Consider the following 15,493-nt stretch of genomic DNA (forward strand, 5'->3'; position numbering starts at 1 on the left):
GGTTGCGCTGCACCCGGCTGCCATGGCGCTGTTCCAGTTCATGGCTGGCGAGGCGTTCGGCAAAGTTCAGATACGACCATTCGCTCGCTTCGGCTTCGCTGATCAGGCTGACCAGATCCCGACTCAGGGCATTCAGACGCAAGGTTCGATAGCGTTTCAGGGTCTGTTCAAGCTGACTCATGGCGCACCTCCTGTCCACTGGAGTGGCCAACAGCGGCGTAGCGGCTCAGGTCCAGAGGCCCACTGGCTGGACAGGATGGCTCGGTCGTATCCGCTTGCCGTTCTCGTTCCTGTGCTTGCTGTTCGGCTTCCAGATGCTCGCCGAAGCGGCGGGCGCTGATGTCCTCCCGACTGGCCACGCTCTTGAGCACGTCGAAGGGCAGTTCCGGGTAGCGCTGGATCTGCTCCAGAATACCGGCCAGTTGATCCTTGTAGATTTTGGGTTCTCGTTGCCGGAGATGCTGACACAGGCTGCGGGCGCTGTCGTCTCCCAATCGTTCGATCAGTTGTTGTTCCAGAGCCGGTATTCGTTGTTGGGGATCCCGATAATGATGGTTATTGATGACCTTCTGTCCTTTTTCGAGACAGAGTTCATGACGCGCCAGGCGTTCAGCGCTGACCGGGTCAAGGATAATCAGGTGGCCGTCATCGACCTCAACGCCAACGGTGTTGTTCTGCCAGGCCATCGGCACCGAGTACTTGTTGCCTGCCCAGGAGATCAGCCCGGTCTTGTCGGCCTTGCGGGTGGTTTGCGGGGCATCCGGATAGAGGCTGTCGGGTCGCAGATAGGGTTTGAGGCGGGCTTGCTCTTGCACCTCAAAACGCTGTCTCGGCACTTCGCCGGTACTGCCATGACGTCGGCAGTTGGCGACCTGCTCCAGCCATTCCTGAACATGGATGGCCACGGCGTCACGAGAGTCAAACTCCTCACCGTAGAGCGCATCCTGCTTGACGTATTTGACCCCGGCTTCGACCTTGCCCTTGCTCTCCGGGTCGTATCCCTCACAGGCGTGGATATGCAAGCCAATGGTGGTGGCATAACGGGCGAACAGCGGGTTCAGGTTCAGCTCGCGATACTGCTCGTCCAGCACCACCAGTTTGGTCTGATCGTAGACGCATTCTTCAGGAACGCCGCCGAAGTAACGAAAGGCTTCATCGTGAAGCTGAATAAACTGACGTGTGTCCAGTGGCTTCCAGGACAGGCCGACGTACATAAGCCGGGAAAACGACAACACAAACACCACAAAATACAGGGTGCACAACGCCTCACCGACCTTGACCTGACGTAACTCACCAGGATCAACCTGACACTGAACACCCGGAAGGTCGTCCAGAACCGGTTTGTAATAGCGAGCCTGAGCAGAGGCCGTCTGTTGTTTTAACGTCTGAACATAGCGGCGGATGGTGCGATCCGATACCGCCAGATCCGGTACCTGGTCGCGTAATCGGCGCATGAGCTTGACGGCACTGAGGTTGGGATAGCGCTGTAGCCAGAGTTGCAGGTAATCGCGGTACTGATCGAGCGATTTTGAGCGTTCCGGGTTCTGTTGTTGCTGATCAATCGACGCTTCATGCATGTTGAGGTACTTGCGAACCGTGTTGCGGGAAACCCCGAGTTCTCGGGCGATGGCTCGAATGGACAGGCCATTGCCGTTGTCGTGTAGCGCTTTGATTTTATGAATCACAATCCAGTCCTTCAGTGAGTTCCCGGTCAGAAAAACCGGGAACGTTAGGGTTAAAGTGGCCAGAAGGCCACGCGAAGGTGGATCAAAATTAATGGCCAGAGGTGGGTCACTTTAAATGGCCGTTAACACTCACCGTAAAACCAATTACGTGGTGGTCTTCGACGACATCAAACGCTTCTCAAGGGATGTGTATTTCTACTGGGGCTTGATCCGTGAACTGGACAAGTACGACGCGCAGCCCATGTCCCCCAACTTTGTATTTGAGCAAACCCCGGAAGGACGGTTTCAGCAATCCATCACCGTAGCAGCGGGGGAGTACGAGCGAGAATCCAACGCAAGGCAGTGCCGACAAAAGACACTGGCGCGGCTGGAAGCTGGTTACTACGCCTTTATCGCGCCGGTTGGGTTCAAATACCACAAAGAGCGAGGCCAGCCCAAAGCCTTTGTCCGTGATGAACCCGTGGCCTCTGTGATCGAAGAAATGATGCGAGGCTTCTTGTCTGGACGTTTTCAAACGCAAACAGAGTGCCGCCGCTTCCTGGAGCATTCGCCGCTGTTCCCCAAAGGCAAGAGCGGCAAAGTCGGGAATGATTGCGTCAACAAGCTACTGACCAATCCGCTCTACGCTGGAATGATCGAACACAAGGGCTGGGGCGTGAGCCTGAGAAAAGGTCAGCATACCGGCATGGTGTCCTATGAAGACTTCCTGAACATTCAGGAACGCATGAAAAAATGCACCCATGCCCCCAGCCGACAAGACCTGCACCTGCTGTTTCCGCTCAGAGGCGCGATTTCGTGCGAATGCGGCAACTCACTCACATCGGCCTCCTCACGCAGTCAAACCGGCAAGTATCACCCTTATTACCTGTGCCAGAACCGCAAGTGCCAGTACAAGGGCAAATCCATTCGGAAAGACGTGCTGGAAGGAGAATTTGAAAAGCTGCTCAAATCCCTGTCACTGGGTGAGCTGAAAGGTGTTGCGGAAAAAATGTTCAAACAGCTTTGGAAACAACAGCAAAAATCACACGCCGCGCAAAAAGAGGTGATCAAGCAGGAGTACCAGAACGTCGATAAAGAAATCCAGAAACTGCTCGATAAAATCGTTGAAACCAGCTCAACCACCGTACAGCAAAAGCTGGAAAGTCGAATCGATGAACTGGAGCAACAGAAGCTGTTACTGGAAGACAAAATGGAAAAAACAGGCCGTCCAACAAAGACCTATGACGGGATGTATCGAACCGCCATGGATTTTCTTCTGAACCCGCATAAATACTGGACTTATGGGGACTTCACTCAGAAAAGAACCGTCCTAAAACTCGTCTTTGCTGACCGCCTGACATGGGTTCGAAACGGTGTGTATCGAACCCCCAATTTATCCTTATCTTTCAAAGTGTTAGACACTTATTTTAAGGACAAAAAAGAATGGTGGAGCTTATGGAAAGTGACTTAAACCAATTATTCACTGATTTGGCTAGGATTGAGAGCATCTTGCAGGACACTTCAATAGGGAAAAGCACAAGACCATTCGAGCCAAAGACAAGTCGCTACATGGCTAAGGATTTTTACTAAAATTGATCGAAGCTATTAATATGAATCATTGAATAGTTGTAGGCTATTACTGTCGGGCAATGTCACGAAGTTAGGCTTCGGAAGTGGTGTCCAACATTTGATGTATTTCTATCATCACTATTAGTAATTACATACAGACGTCATTAGTCTAATAAATTAGACGTATATGGCCGAGACTTTCCGTTAGTGCACTGCGAGTTGTGCAAATAAAACTCTTCAACCCTTGAGTGTTTCCCTTTATGGTAGACATGAAGTTCACACGCACAATTGAATATTATCTATTCAAAGGGAGAAACACGATGGCTAAATGGGCAGACTATTTGATTTCAGCAGTCCGGTATAATGCCGATCATACTCACATCAGCCAACTTAAAGCACACAAAGATAATGATGACACTGTTGGAACTGGGGAAGTATACGAACGTCAAGCTATAGTGGATGCGATCAATAATGGTACATCCTTTATAACTGTCTTTAAGAATTCCAGTGGCAATTGGGGTAAAGGACAAAAAGTATATGTGATTAAAGTTCAGGGTATTAGTTACCTGAAAACTGTTGATAACGGTAAGGAGGAAGATAACTTAGAAAATTTGCCAGAGTTCTAGTTGTCAATGACACCAATGGCTCGTTGCGTATTTATAATTGTGAGATAAATGGATAGCATGGAAATACAGCAGTTTAACTGTTTTTATAATTATGCCATTGGATTAAATCTGACAGAAGTTGATTTGGTAAAAACATCCAAAAACCTCCTGAAATCAGGGTTTACTAAGGCTATCTGTTTTTCAGATCTAAAGGCTATATATATAGATGAGGATGGCAAGTCGCAAGTTGAATGGATTAGACCTGAAGGCCGTCAGTGGGATTCAAGTTGGAGTATTAAGTTTAGTGATAAAGTTCCATCGGATGTTGTTCATGATTTGGCATTTTGCTTGGAATTATCATTTCAAGAGCAACGCATTGAAGGTGTTGAGTCCAAAAGGTCACCCTCATATTTAAGGACGGCGTTGCCTCCTGTAGTTCTTGTAAAGGATGACGAGGAAACAGTGTTATCTCCTTGGCTGAAGATACATTCCGATGGAATCATGATATTGAGTTTTCAAATCGATTATTCGTCGGAGGGCATGGAAGAAACTGATTTCATTAGAAGTATTATAAATATGTTTCAATGCTACTTTGATCAAATATTTGTTCATGGTGAGATTCAAAGACTTGATGCTGAATTACTAATCCCAGAAGCATTTATCTCAGATCTTTCTTTGGGGGGGCAGAAGATAAAAGGATGGCGTTCAACCCGATTGATAAAAAAACTTCGTGGCGAGAGCCGAAGAAAGCTAGATGAATCACTCGCGGGTGAGGGAAGTAAATTCGAGATAGGAGATGAATTGTGGCTGCTACATCATATTGCTTGTGCGGATAGTGAAGATGGCTGGGAATCCACTTTCGACTTATGTCGATCAATATATGTTAATGCTATAAGCAGTCTTGTGGCGTTTACTCGTAAAGAAGATTTGGCCGGATTGCTGATGTGGCAAGGAAGACCGTCAATATCCATAATGCGATTCAAAGATCAACCTGATAATAAGCAAGATTTATATCAAAAATTCGGCTTATCTATGTCTCGTTTTTTGATGCGTTCTCAAGATTTTACAAATCCTGTTGAATTGCCACCAGATTTAAGAATTTTTGATGACTATGCGCTCCACGGCAATCGTGCACTCTTTTTATGGACGTGGCTGAGAGAAAGTAATTCACCGGATGATGTTTGGGAAGAGAGAAATACCCGAGCAAGAGTCCTTGAAAATCAAGCCCGTGCTGAGCACTTTGAATACCTTAATTTGAAAATCGCTCGAGCCTGCGCTGTCGCATGTTCTCCATCAAGCGATGAAAGCTTAATTGCAGCGTACAAAGTACTGTCGTCAGTAGAATCTACTTTACATACTTCTAGTCAAGCAGGTGAGATTGTCGATACAGTAAATTACTTATTGGAATCTGCCGGAACCAAAAACCTGATTACAGACGCTAAAGAACAAGCACGCTGGCATCTTGATGAGCGCCGTTATCAAAATGATAAAAGTAGATCTCATATAGATCGCTGGCTAGCAGTGCTGTTTGGGTTTATTGGATCTACAGGTCTTGCGGATCTTGTTATACATCCTTATTTGAAGGGTGCTTTTACAAAATGGAGTGACTTCCAGCTTGGTCTTAGTGCATTTTTATTAGCACTGCTTACCGTTGGTGTGTTTGTGTTCGTTATCGAAGGGATTAACAAATTGTGGTCAAAGTAAGTCTTTGAGAGCAAAAAGGAGCGGTTTGCTTCAATGGGGGAGTAATGTGCTGTCATTAAAAAAGCCCACACGAATGTGGGCCTTTAACTTCTAGCCACTCTGAGGGGAGGCTTACGCCCGCGTTCTCAAAGCTTCTATATACAATGCTATACTGTGCTGCTATTACTGTCAATATATTATAAAGGAATATGAACTTTAGGCTATGACGACATTTTCGCATAAAGAGCTCGTAAACATCCCCAAAACTCTATCTCAGCCTCGCTTTGCCACGTACCTTCAGCATTGCGGCAACGATAAAGAACGCGCTCTTGTGCTTTACAAATGGAACTTGGAGGTATCATCTGCCTTCCTCATCCCTCTGCACATGCTTGAAGTTAGCACGAGGAATGCGGTCGTGGAAGCCATCGAAGCCGTTCATACCGCGAATTGGCCATGGAACAATGGTTTTATTCGAAGTTTGACGAATCCACAAGTTGGATACAGCCCCAAGAGAGATCTGATGGCAGTCGCAGGACGTGAGCCGACAATGGGGAAGGTTGTGGCTGAGCTGAAGTTCGTGTTCTGGGAGCGCATGTTTACGTCCCGTCATGATAATAGGCTTTGGAACCAGCACATCAAAGCATCCTTTCCTTTTGCACCAACCAATGATACTGCACAGCAGATACGAGCCAGTTTATATAACGATATCTTTACTATCCGAGAGCTGAGGAACCGTATTGCTCATCACGAGCCTATTTTCTCCAGAAACTTGCAGGCTGATTACGACAATATCTTGAAGATAGTTGGCTGGCGTGACGATGCCACAGCAGCATGGATGGACGGGTTCCAGACAGTTACAGAACTAATACGCACAAAGCCATAGGCTTGTATGTGTTGATTGACCTTGGCAACGGGTTCAGTTCCCACTTCGGGAGCTGAACTGTGCATCTGCATTCATAACTCCAACCCCAGATAAAGAGCCTTGATCTCGTCTGGCAGAATACAGAGATAGTCCAGCGTCTGGGCTTCCGTGGCGTGGCCGAAGGCTCGCATGAGCAAGGCCACGTTCGCGTGGTTGTGGATGCGCTGGTGGTAGCCCCATGTTTTTCGCAGAGTGTGACTGCCGAAGTTGCCAGACAGGCCAGTCTCGCGGCACCACGATTTAACCAAGCGGTTAACCGCCGCAACACACAAAGACCGTCTGCCGCGCTGTGACTGAAACAATGGGGCTGTGGTTATGTTGCGGCTAGGATGGAGCGCAAGCCAGCTCTGAATAGAGTCCACTGCCACAGTATTCAAAACAGCCATACGGTATTCGTTGGTCTTTCGCTGCTTGATGTCCAAAACGTCACCTGCCTTCAGGTGAGCTACCTGCCCTGCGGTCAGTGATAGCAACTCACTGGCGCGGTATGCGGTATTGATCCCCAGTGTGAACAGGCAGAGATTACGGGGTTGGTCGTGCAGATGTGCCTTGATGGCAGCAATAACCTCAAATGATCGGATTGGTTGAACCTTGATGGATGAGCCTTTGCGGGGATGGTTGTCATTGCGCCCCTTGGTCATCATGGTGATGTGCTTTCCAAGTGAAATTTTTGAACTTAATTTAGCCTATCAACTTCTATCTGAAAGTTGACATAATGCCGATTCCTCAATGTTATCAATCATATAGCAAGAGACTGAAGCGTCTGTGTGTGGGGGATATTGACGCCAATCTCTTGCTGGGTACGCAGCAATTATAGCCTTATCATCTTTCAGATATTTCTTAAAGAACTTTCTGGTATATGTGGGCTTGTGTTTCTGTGCATCAGGTATGGTGCAGGCAGAAGGATTTACGGCTAAAGACTTTCTTAAACTTGATGAAGCTCACCAAAAATTCTGGATTGAGGGTGCTGTAGATATGATGGGACTGGTCGCAGCAAACACAAATAATCATCAGCAAGGTAAATGTATAATGAAATGGTACTATGGTGATGAAAACGCAGAACGTAACGGCCTTATCATAGCGAGCATGAAACAATATGAGGATGTTCCACCAAATGCCATTATGCTGGCCTTAGCGGAGAGGGCTTGTGGCACCATTAAAAATTAGATTGTCTGAACAAACGACATTTGTTTGATTAAGTGTTGTTTCATTTTTGACCTTACTTATCTCAATTGATTGTTCAATACTTAGTGCATCTAGTTTTAGTTCCTGTACACGATCAATAGACGCTGGGTCATTCTGATCCGTCAATTCTTCACGAATTTCCACAATACGATTGGAATGGCCGCTGATACGGTCAAATTCTTCTTGGGCGGTTGTCAGTGCATCCTGCCTGTTGCTCTGATCTTCCCTTGAAGGATCGTCACCGCGCCAGTCAATCTGTGCCGCTTCGTCTGCCGAGAGCCTTTCTCCGTCTTCGGTGTACACATCACCGTGCTTATCTTTAAACACCCGCTGTCCATCGGCGGTCAAGGCTGCTCTGTCCAATAGTCCTTGGTACTGGCGCTGCTCATGATGCAAAGTGTCACTGGCCTGTATCAGGGCTTGATACACGGCTTCTTCCGCTTGGTTTAAGGCATCCATTGCGTTCGTCCACGCTTCGCGATAAACAGCATTCATCATCATCTGCTCAAAGGCAGATTGCTTGCGCTTTTCTTCTTGGATAACGTCCTGACGTGCTTGATTAAAACCAAAGCGCTTTATGCGTCCGGTATCGCGTCCTGCCATTTCATTATGATAGTCATCAAGCGCCTGTTCTTGGCGTTTTTCATCAGCGGCTTTATTAATGACGTCAAACTCGCTGGTCATTGCGCAACCTCCCAGACGGGAAGTCCGCGCAAATCTACCGCTTTGCTTACGGGAGTTTTATCACAGATAAAAATCCCGTACTGCTTATATTTCCTGCGCATATCACGCCCCATAGCCCTACCATCCTGATTAAATCTATAGTTGTATTCTATAAAATCAGAATTAAGAAACCGTTAAGAAGAAACCGCCTCAGCGGTTCCAAAACACATGCACTTCATCGTAGGCCGTCGTGACGGTGTACACATCATTCATTTCTAAATCCCGTCCCATTTTCTCGTAGTCGATGTAATAGGCCAGATTTTCTGGAATGCTTGTGCTTTCTTCGGTCAGTTCCTGCGCGAAGTCGGCAAGGCTGGTAAAGCAGCCGTGATAGTCATCAGACAAAGCTTGCTGCGCTTGGTCTATATCACTGCACCAGTGAGATAATACGGCTTTGCCTAACTCACCGTGCTCTTCGAGAAAAACGGCGATAGCGTGAACCCGTTCAATGCCTTCATATTCGCCTAAACCAAGCCCACCAAAACCATCATAATCATGGATTGCCCATTCTTCACTGAACGGTTCAGGTGAGGCGGCTAGCATGGTTTGTATCGCTTCGTGTATGTCGTCCAGCTCTTGGGTGGCATCAATCCAAACCCCGTGCAGCGTTCCGGCGTTGTAGGCGGCTAAATCGGCAACGTAAATATTGTAATCACTGTTCATGTCTTTGCTCCTTGTAAAAAACACACCCCTTTTGGGGTTGAAAACCCCAGAAAAAATAGGGAGCGGAGCGAGCGTAAAATCGCATGTTTTGACGCAATCCAGACAGGGGGAACCGCCCCATCTGCACAAACGCAGAGCGGAAGATTGGGGGATGTCTTGATGGAGACAAGTTATGTGATATTTTTAGGTCTACCCAAAAGGGGAATAAATAATAGATAGGCGAACACGGATGTGTTCACAGTCAAAGTTATACGGGGCGTTGCGGGGTATCCCCGCTAGAAGGGGGGATGGAAGACGCTACGGCGGCTATAATCAGGGGAAGACCTTCCCCTTTTTAGAGTTTATGTCATCTTCCGGCCAATAGCGGACATTGGAGAAGTTAATTTATGAGAGATCAACATACACAGCTCTTATATGAAAACCGCTCTTGAGTGCCATCTATTCTTTCGATCCAAAAACACTTTGTTCCATAATCCGCACTACGAACAAAAAAGTGGCTAACACCCAAACCAATTTTCTCTTTTGCATCGGGATGATTCAGTAAAGCCGCACTTAAAAATACGGCATCATCTACGGATACTTGCTCCTCAAGTCTATATTTATTCAACATTTCCTTTAAATAAAGCAGTACATCTCCCTTTTTTTTAAAACGTATACCCGATATTTCCATAGATTTTGCTCTGCCCATAACATTTCCACCTGATACTAACTATTAAATTAAAATGTCTTCAAGCTGAAAGCGTTCCCAATCACCAAAGCTAGAAGAAATAATCTCTACTGCATTTCGCAAATCAACCTCTGTCAGAGATTCTATCTCTTCTCCTCCAGGCAAGGAGTCGCTCATAATAGTTCCCGCACGAATTGCTATTTCACGAGGCAACCCCATTTCAGTTAGCTTCCGTGTAAGTGGAGAGTGAATCCCTGATTCCATAACTGACAAAAGTGAGCTATTAGGGTCGCTCATAGCAATAACTGGAGCTAAAGCTTTTGGTAGCGAGTACATAACCTCCGTTAAGATCATCTTTAGCATATCTTCTATTTCATCTTCATCCATGTTGTCTTTCCAAGAAATAACATCTTTTAATGGACTTTCTCGAGACCATGAATTAGCTGCTTTTAAAAGTTTATATAGATACCTATCATTACCTACACCATCCAAATATCGTTTCATGTACGTTGGAGCAAATTCTTCAATAAAATATAGAATATTCTGTAGAGAGCTTAAGAAGTTCTGGTCAAATGGCGTTTTGGGCGGCCTTAAATTTCTAGTACGGCTTGCTACATACATAGAGTTTAAAACCAGCGGGTCCCAGTGGGGAAACTGTAGACAAATTGCCTTGTCAACATCAAGCTTCTGCAAATCAATTCTAGCTTGGTTTAATATTTCATCTGGGATATCAATGCCAGCTTTTAGCAATCTTGCCTTCGCATTTCGTCCATATCTCAAAAGCGTTGTACGTACGTGACTTAATAAATCCCCAAATTGGTCAAAATCAGTAGAAACGGGAAGATTGTCTTCTAATGCGACTAACAGTTCAGTCTTGTTTTCATTGTATTTTTTAGAGTACCCCGTACCTACATCTTTTTCCGGATAATCAAATAGCTCAATTTGACTGTCATCAAATGCTTTTTCATCTAGAATAATTGCTCGTCCCACAAAGTCCTTTAGTAAGCGACCAGCCCTGCCACGTAAGTTTGCGAATTCATATGGCGTTAGCTCTGGGCCACTTCTATTGCCACTCAGATAGGGATTTCTGGCAATTAAATTTTTAGCCGGTAGATTAACCCCTTGCATTAACGTTGTTGTACATGTAATTACCCCTAAAATTTTATCTGAAAACGCCTTTTCTACTGCATTTCTGATATGGGGAGGCACACCAGAGTGGTGATATGCCACACCGCTCTTTACACACCTTTTGAGTGAGTAATTTTCATGAACAGTTTCTCCGATGTAGCTAGCAAGACTATTAAGCTTGTTATCAACATGGCTATTACATAGAATATTCATAGCCGTTTTTCTTGCTTGGTTTTTTGTGGGTGAAAATATAAGCGTTCCAGATTTTTCCGGCAAAAACTTTAGTATCTCCGATATATGATCATATATTTTTTTGTCATACCGAACCTTTCCAAAAAGGTCTTTGGATACTTTATCAGGAGATATTGATATACTCTGCGGGTAATCATTCTCCGAGTAATATTGATTCAGTGATATTGACTTTCCATTCTTGGCAAATGAATACGTTAGATTAATAACTGGAGGAAGATCTGCTTTAAGACTAATAGCATCCGTATTGAAAAGACTGCTTGCAACCCCATCAATATTTTTTACTCTCGGCCCTGATATAACAGCCATCTTTGGTTTGATATCGTTTTCTAGAATATGTATTAAGTTATAGAGGTCTTTAGACCTTTCATCCCCTTCACTTGATACTCGCTCAATATTTTGTACTTCATCCACGATCAAAATATCAAGAGCCCCTTCCGTAAAGTCATTAGCTTTCAGTGCGGACAAAGCTCTTTCTTGCGTCATGACATAGACACTACTTATTTCACGGTCTTTGACGCTCGGCTCATAAGATTGGAGTACACGAATTCCTTCTAGGCCATGCTTTTTTGAAAATACTCTTAAACCTTTAGTAACTTGATTAATTAGTGTTATTGTCGGAACGATAAAAAAAATATCCGATGGGGAGGCATAACAAATATCGATAATTTTTGCGATAAGCACAAAGGATTTTCCAGCAGAGGTTGGTGCTGACACTCCAATCCTAGGGAATTCACCCGACATTAAATCCCACATCCGTTTTTGGAACGAAGATAGGATTATCGTCTGACCTTCTCCAATCGTGACCTCATGCTCTATGATATTTTTGTTTACAGTTAGTTCAGATATTAGGCTACCTAAGGGGGAGTGTATTTGAGTGTCGCCATCATAACCGACATCCACCATCTGTGCTGATGGGGAAAGCCCTATCTTATTTAAAATTCTTATCAGCGAGGAAGATAGTGCCAGCCAATGATCCTGCCTATGCTCCCAAAGAAGAGCACATATCAAAAGACAGGTATTTCTATGGTCAGTTTCAACTGTTTTTCTAGATATTTTTTCTGCTAAATTTACCAGCCTTACCGCAAGGTTGTCAGGAATAGGTTGGATCTCGTCGTCAATTAACCTAAGAGTGGAGGCAAATACATTCAAATCATATTTTAAAAGGTTGTCGACTAAAGGGGACATCTATTTAATCCTGCACGGCTCTGCGCGAGTGTTGCCGTTGTTCAGGGCAAGGCGACGAATGCAGCGAAATGACGAGTCCTTTTCAAATTCGTCAACACCGCACTGGACGGCGGCAACCCGCGCCCTTCGGGGGCTGCCGGATGATCTCGACTCTGTGTCGCCGACGTTTGACTTGACCCGTCAGGCCTGCAAGTCGGCTTCGTGATTCGAAACCATCCGGTGGCCCAGAGTGAGCACCGGATTAAATAGATGTCCCCTTTTGCTCATGGTTCTGCTCCTCCCGAAAAATCTGTATGTATGAACAGTGCAATCAAATCAAAGAGAAAATCCATGCTCGTATTTCAAGAGAGGTTGCGCATTTTTTCGGTTGCTGTTAGCGTAACCCCATGAAATTCAGTGGTTTTGCGCTTTTGGCGTAGAATTAATGCGCACGTTAAAACAGAAAAACGCGCATGCGCATGAATAAACTGTTAGGGCTGGTCGTAGTGGCCACCAATAGCGAAGATATAAATGGAATTATCATCAAACCTATATATCAATCGGTCCTTCTGGGATATGCGTTTAGACCAAAGCCCTGAAAGGTTATGTTTTAAGGGCTCTGGCTTTCCGAGGCCTGAAGAGGGATCGTCAGAGCGAAGCATTTCTTTCAGGAGTTTGCATAGAGCTTTATGCAGCCTCTTATCTTTTTCCCGCATTTGCTCGTATGTCTCCCAAGTGCTCCCTTCAAATACCAGTGATCTCATCCATCTGCTCTTTGGTCGGTTTATAGCCTTGGCCATGTTTGTGAGTTTCAAGAGAAGCTGCAATTTGCTGCATCAGGTCACGGTTTTGCAGAACAGACAGCGTTTCTTGTTCACGCTCCCAGTCTTCGGCGCTCAAAACGACAAAGGCTTCGCCTGCTCTGCGGGTAACCTTCAAGGGCTCATGCCTGCTAACTACTTGTTCTACAACGCTTTTTAGGTTATCTCGAAACTTGTTTACGCTTATGGTATCCATATTTTCACCATCATGTACGGAATTGCCGTACAAGTTTACAGTAAAGGCCCTAACAAGGCAAATCAGTCTGACGGCTTTACCGTTACTTGTTTTGCGGTTTACGCTACCACAAACAATCCACTTCAAAGTCGCAGATGTTTGCGGCGTTATGAGCACGAAGGATTCTAAACAATGAATGTAGTGAAAATAACAAATAAGATTGCACTTGCTACTGTCGTGCTACTAATGTACTGGGTGTTCATATTTATATGTTCGTCCGTATTCGGCTTTAAAGTCTTCCGAGAGAATATGACCGAAATTTTTTTGTTGAGTATTCTAGGGATATTTGCGATCCTTTCTGGAGCAATTATTCTCAACATTATGTTCAATCTCACGGCCATAGCTGATGGACGAGATATCGAGAAAAGGGAAAATATCCCTAGCGGCAAAAAAACTATTTATATGTTTCTTTCTTCATTGGTGGCCATATTCATTTTTTTGTATGCGGGCGACTTAGCAACGTCCAAAAAGAAGGAGAAATATCTTGTCTCCTCAGCGGCTGAATTACTGGAAGAGCAAAAAGATATTATTGGTAGGCTTTCAAGATATTCATTCTCTCGCGAGTATATCGAAAGCGCCAGCCAGGATATTAAGGTTTTGAGCAAGGTTGAGGAAAAATTTCCTAGGTTACGATTATAACTAGAGATAGCTTGCGTGGCAAGCCACTGTTATTGGGGTTCACAAGTTACTCTGGCTTGGGAAAGGATGAAGAGGCATTAAAAGTGGATTACATTTTAAGTACGTCTAGCGAAGAGCGGAAATATCTAAACTCTATATTTGACGGTTCCACCTCCACACATAAATTTTCGTCGAATGATGGCCGATACGAAATATATTATCCAGTTAATACAGAAAACGGCCAGATAGTAATCCATCTATCACAGCACAGTAGGTACGGAAAGATTGGCTCATAATCGGGTAGCCGAGGGTCTCTAACCCTCGGCTACCCGATTAAGCATTTTCATCTTCAGTAATTTTTTTTGCCAGCTGTATTGTCTCAAAAGCTTTTGCCCTACGATTTCTTATTTTTATGTTGAGCATCTCTACGACGAAGGAAAAGGCCATAGCAAAGTAAACGTAACCTTTTGGTATATGAACATCGAACCCCTCCGCAATAAGAGTGAACCCTATCAGCATCAAGAAAGACAGCGCTAACATTTTTATTGTAGGGTTCGCATCTACAAAATCACCTATTGGTTTGGCGGCTAAAAGCATAACGCCAACCGATGCAATAATAGCTATAACCATTATGCTTAGATGATCAACTAACCCTACAGCAGTTATTACCGAATCAAGTGAAAACACAACATCAAGGATAGCAATCTGAATGAGGATTGAGATAAACCCGGAGGCTACAAGCTGCACCTTAGATGCTTCTTGTATTTCAAAACTACCGTGTATTTCGTGTGTGGATTTTGCGAGAAGAAAAAGCCCGCCTATAACTAGTATTATGTCTCTTCCAGATATTTCATTTCCGAAGGCAATAAACAAAGGCTCCACCAGGCCCATAACCCAAGCCAAGCTGAAAAGCAGTAGTAACCGAGTGCCCATCGCTAAAGATAGACCAATCTGTCGAGCTTTAGCCCGTTGTTTTTCTGGCAATCTACCAACGAGTATTGATATAAATATTATATTGTCTGTTCCAAGAACAATCTCCAATGCCAATAGAGTTGCTAATGCTACCCACGCCTCTGGATTTGCGATCCATTCAAACATTATTTTTCACTCTACATTTGTGTGAATTTACGATTGCCTAGCATTAGTTTATTAGTGCGCATGCGCGATTTCTGGGTGAGTCAGTTTCTGGAAGTGCAATTTAACTCTTTGAAAAATATGATTTAACATCCATTTTCAGATCAACCCTATCCGGGAAAGCGAGCGTGCGCATTAATCTCTGATGGCTGTGCGCATAAACGTGTAAACCTAAGCACAACCCCTGTATTTTCAGGTGATTACCGTATCAGGCTCCGTGAAAGCGTGCAAGCCCGTTGAAAAAGCGAGCATTGATTTCAGCTCAGCCTGGGTTATACCGGTTATGAATACCGCTCTGCCAATGGCTTCCAGACCTTTTATTAACGACATGTATCCTTAACGACATGAGTCTATACATGCACCTATGTGACTATAGCCTCAGAACCGAGAAAACGTGCGTTGACGGGATTCGATTTTTATTCGCTATCAAAAGTTCAGGCATCCCGGATAAATAGGTGCT

17 protein-coding genes are annotated in these 15,493 nt (G+C 44.9%); 7 read left to right on the forward strand and 10 right to left on the reverse strand.

The window, feature by feature from the left end; all coding sequences use genetic code 11:
* On the reverse strand, nucleotides 1-181 hold a 181-nt coding region (locus tag WG929_RS15250), incomplete at its 3' end, for a hypothetical protein (protein ID WP_435873322.1).
* Nucleotides 168-1,685, reverse strand: a complete 1,518-nt coding sequence (istA, locus tag WG929_RS15255) for an IS21 family transposase (protein ID WP_416206761.1) — start codon at nucleotides 1,683-1,685, stop codon at nucleotides 168-170. The genes WG929_RS15250 and istA, both read right to left, overlap by 14 nt.
* A 151-nt stretch (nucleotides 1,686-1,836) precedes the next feature.
* On the opposite strand from istA, the gene WG929_RS15260 reads away from it, so the two are divergent.
* The 4 genes from WG929_RS15260 to WG929_RS15275 all read left to right on the forward strand — a co-directional run bounded on the left by WG929_RS15260 (nucleotide 1,837) and on the right by WG929_RS15275 (nucleotide 6,404).
* Nucleotides 1,837-3,135 (forward strand): recombinase zinc beta ribbon domain-containing protein, encoded by a 1,299-nt coding sequence (locus WG929_RS15260; protein WP_416206762.1) that lies wholly within the window; start codon nucleotides 1,837-1,839, stop codon nucleotides 3,133-3,135.
* 418 nt (nucleotides 3,136-3,553) lie between these two features.
* A complete protein-coding gene (locus tag WG929_RS15265; protein WP_416206763.1) occupies nucleotides 3,554-3,859 on the forward strand; it encodes a DUF3892 domain-containing protein in 306 nt (101 codons plus the stop codon).
* Nucleotides 3,860-3,907: 48 nt separating this feature from the next.
* On the forward strand, nucleotides 3,908-5,542 hold the full coding sequence (locus tag WG929_RS15270) for a hypothetical protein (protein WP_416206764.1): 1,635 nt from the start codon (nucleotides 3,908-3,910) through the stop codon (nucleotides 5,540-5,542).
* Nucleotides 5,543-5,936: 394 nt separating this feature from the next.
* The gene (locus WG929_RS15275) at nucleotides 5,937-6,404 is read left to right on the forward strand and encodes a hypothetical protein (protein WP_416206765.1); all 468 of its coding nucleotides are present in this window, start codon (nucleotides 5,937-5,939) and stop codon (nucleotides 6,402-6,404) included.
* A 71-nt stretch (nucleotides 6,405-6,475) separates the two neighbouring features.
* Here WG929_RS15275 and WG929_RS15280 read toward each other — a convergent pair whose 3' ends face one another.
* Nucleotides 6,476-7,087, reverse strand: coding sequence for a tyrosine-type recombinase/integrase (locus WG929_RS15280; protein WP_416206766.1), 612 nt, complete (start codon nucleotides 7,085-7,087; stop codon nucleotides 6,476-6,478).
* Nucleotides 7,088-7,331: 244 nt separating this feature from the next.
* Between WG929_RS15280 and WG929_RS15285 the strand changes: the two genes are divergently transcribed.
* On the forward strand, nucleotides 7,332-7,610 hold the full coding sequence (locus WG929_RS15285; protein WP_416206767.1) for a hypothetical protein: 279 nt from the start codon (nucleotides 7,332-7,334) through the stop codon (nucleotides 7,608-7,610).
* On the opposite strand, the gene WG929_RS15290 is transcribed toward WG929_RS15285, so the two are convergent.
* The 4 genes from WG929_RS15290 to WG929_RS15305 form a co-directional block, all read right to left on the reverse strand.
* Nucleotides 7,575-8,312, reverse strand: coding sequence for a hypothetical protein (locus WG929_RS15290; protein ID WP_416206768.1), 738 nt, complete (start codon nucleotides 8,310-8,312; stop codon nucleotides 7,575-7,577). The genes WG929_RS15285 and WG929_RS15290 overlap by 36 nt on opposite strands.
* Nucleotides 8,313-8,501: 189 nt before the next feature.
* Nucleotides 8,502-9,014, reverse strand: coding sequence for an antirestriction protein ArdA (locus tag WG929_RS15295; RefSeq protein WP_416206769.1), 513 nt, complete (start codon nucleotides 9,012-9,014; stop codon nucleotides 8,502-8,504).
* A 394-nt stretch (nucleotides 9,015-9,408) separates the two neighbouring features.
* A complete protein-coding gene (locus tag WG929_RS15300; protein WP_416206770.1) occupies nucleotides 9,409-9,702 on the reverse strand; it encodes a DCL family protein in 294 nt (97 codons plus the stop codon).
* Nucleotides 9,703-9,726: 24 nt separating this feature from the next.
* A complete protein-coding gene (locus WG929_RS15305) occupies nucleotides 9,727-12,246 on the reverse strand; it encodes a DEAD/DEAH box helicase (RefSeq protein ID WP_416206771.1) in 2,520 nt (839 codons plus the stop codon).
* A 58-nt stretch (nucleotides 12,247-12,304) separates the two neighbouring features.
* Here WG929_RS15305 and WG929_RS15310 point away from each other — a divergent pair, with 58 nt between their 5' ends.
* Complete coding sequence (locus tag WG929_RS15310) at nucleotides 12,305-12,451, forward strand: hypothetical protein (RefSeq protein WP_369854690.1); 147 nt, start codon at nucleotides 12,305-12,307, stop codon at nucleotides 12,449-12,451.
* A 265-nt stretch (nucleotides 12,452-12,716) separates the two neighbouring features.
* Here the strand turns inward: WG929_RS15310 and WG929_RS15315 are convergent, their stop codons facing one another.
* Both WG929_RS15315 and WG929_RS15320 read right to left on the reverse strand, forming a co-directional pair.
* On the reverse strand, nucleotides 12,717-13,025 hold the full coding sequence (locus tag WG929_RS15315) for a Txe/YoeB family addiction module toxin (RefSeq protein WP_416206772.1): 309 nt from the start codon (nucleotides 13,023-13,025) through the stop codon (nucleotides 12,717-12,719).
* Entirely contained in the window at nucleotides 12,970-13,242 is a 273-nt protein-coding gene (locus WG929_RS15320; protein WP_416206773.1) for a type II toxin-antitoxin system Phd/YefM family antitoxin, read from the reverse strand. Before WG929_RS15320 ends, WG929_RS15315 begins: the two co-directional genes overlap by 56 nt.
* A gap of 288 nt (nucleotides 13,243-13,530) precedes the next feature.
* Here WG929_RS15320 and WG929_RS15325 point away from each other — a divergent pair, with 288 nt between their 5' ends.
* Complete coding sequence (locus WG929_RS15325; RefSeq protein WP_416206774.1) at nucleotides 13,531-13,920, forward strand: hypothetical protein; 390 nt, start codon at nucleotides 13,531-13,533, stop codon at nucleotides 13,918-13,920.
* Nucleotides 13,921-14,232: 312 nt separating this feature from the next.
* Here the strand turns inward: WG929_RS15325 and WG929_RS15330 are convergent, their stop codons facing one another.
* Nucleotides 14,233-14,997, reverse strand: a complete 765-nt coding sequence (locus WG929_RS15330; protein ID WP_416206775.1) for a TerC family protein — start codon at nucleotides 14,995-14,997, stop codon at nucleotides 14,233-14,235.
* Nucleotides 14,998-15,493 lie beyond the last annotated feature (496 nt).

Source organism: Oceanobacter antarcticus (assembly GCF_044962685.1).
Taxonomy (GTDB): domain Bacteria; phylum Pseudomonadota; class Gammaproteobacteria; order Pseudomonadales; family Oceanobacteraceae; genus Oceanobacter; species Oceanobacter antarcticus.

Bases quoted from the DNA above. Each gene is read 5' to 3' on its own strand.
- WG929_RS15265 (WP_416206763.1), top strand. From the start codon at position 3,554: ATGGCTAAATGGGCAGACTATTTGATTTCAGCAGTCCGGTATAATGCC.
- WG929_RS15270 (WP_416206764.1), top strand. From the start codon at position 3,908: ATGGATAGCATGGAAATACAGCAGTTTAACTGTTTTTATAATTATGCC.
- WG929_RS15280 (WP_416206766.1), bottom strand. From the start codon at position 7,087: ATGATGACCAAGGGGCGCAATGACAACCATCCCCGCAAAGGCTCATCC.
- WG929_RS15285 (WP_416206767.1), top strand. From the start codon at position 7,332: ATGGTGCAGGCAGAAGGATTTACGGCTAAAGACTTTCTTAAACTTGAT.
- WG929_RS15290 (WP_416206768.1), bottom strand. From the start codon at position 8,312: ATGACCAGCGAGTTTGACGTCATTAATAAAGCCGCTGATGAAAAACGC.
- WG929_RS15295 (WP_416206769.1), bottom strand. From the start codon at position 9,014: ATGAACAGTGATTACAATATTTACGTTGCCGATTTAGCCGCCTACAAC.
- WG929_RS15300 (WP_416206770.1), bottom strand. From the start codon at position 9,702: ATGGGCAGAGCAAAATCTATGGAAATATCGGGTATACGTTTTAAAAAA.
- WG929_RS15305 (WP_416206771.1), bottom strand. From the start codon at position 12,246: ATGTCCCCTTTAGTCGACAACCTTTTAAAATATGATTTGAATGTATTT.
- WG929_RS15310 (WP_369854690.1), top strand. From the start codon at position 12,305: ATGCAGCGAAATGACGAGTCCTTTTCAAATTCGTCAACACCGCACTGG.
- WG929_RS15315 (WP_416206772.1), bottom strand. From the start codon at position 13,025: ATGGCCAAGGCTATAAACCGACCAAAGAGCAGATGGATGAGATCACTG.
- WG929_RS15320 (WP_416206773.1), bottom strand. From the start codon at position 13,242: ATGGATACCATAAGCGTAAACAAGTTTCGAGATAACCTAAAAAGCGTT.
- WG929_RS15325 (WP_416206774.1), top strand. From the start codon at position 13,531: ATGACCGAAATTTTTTTGTTGAGTATTCTAGGGATATTTGCGATCCTT.
- WG929_RS15330 (WP_416206775.1), bottom strand. From the start codon at position 14,997: ATGTTTGAATGGATCGCAAATCCAGAGGCGTGGGTAGCATTAGCAACT.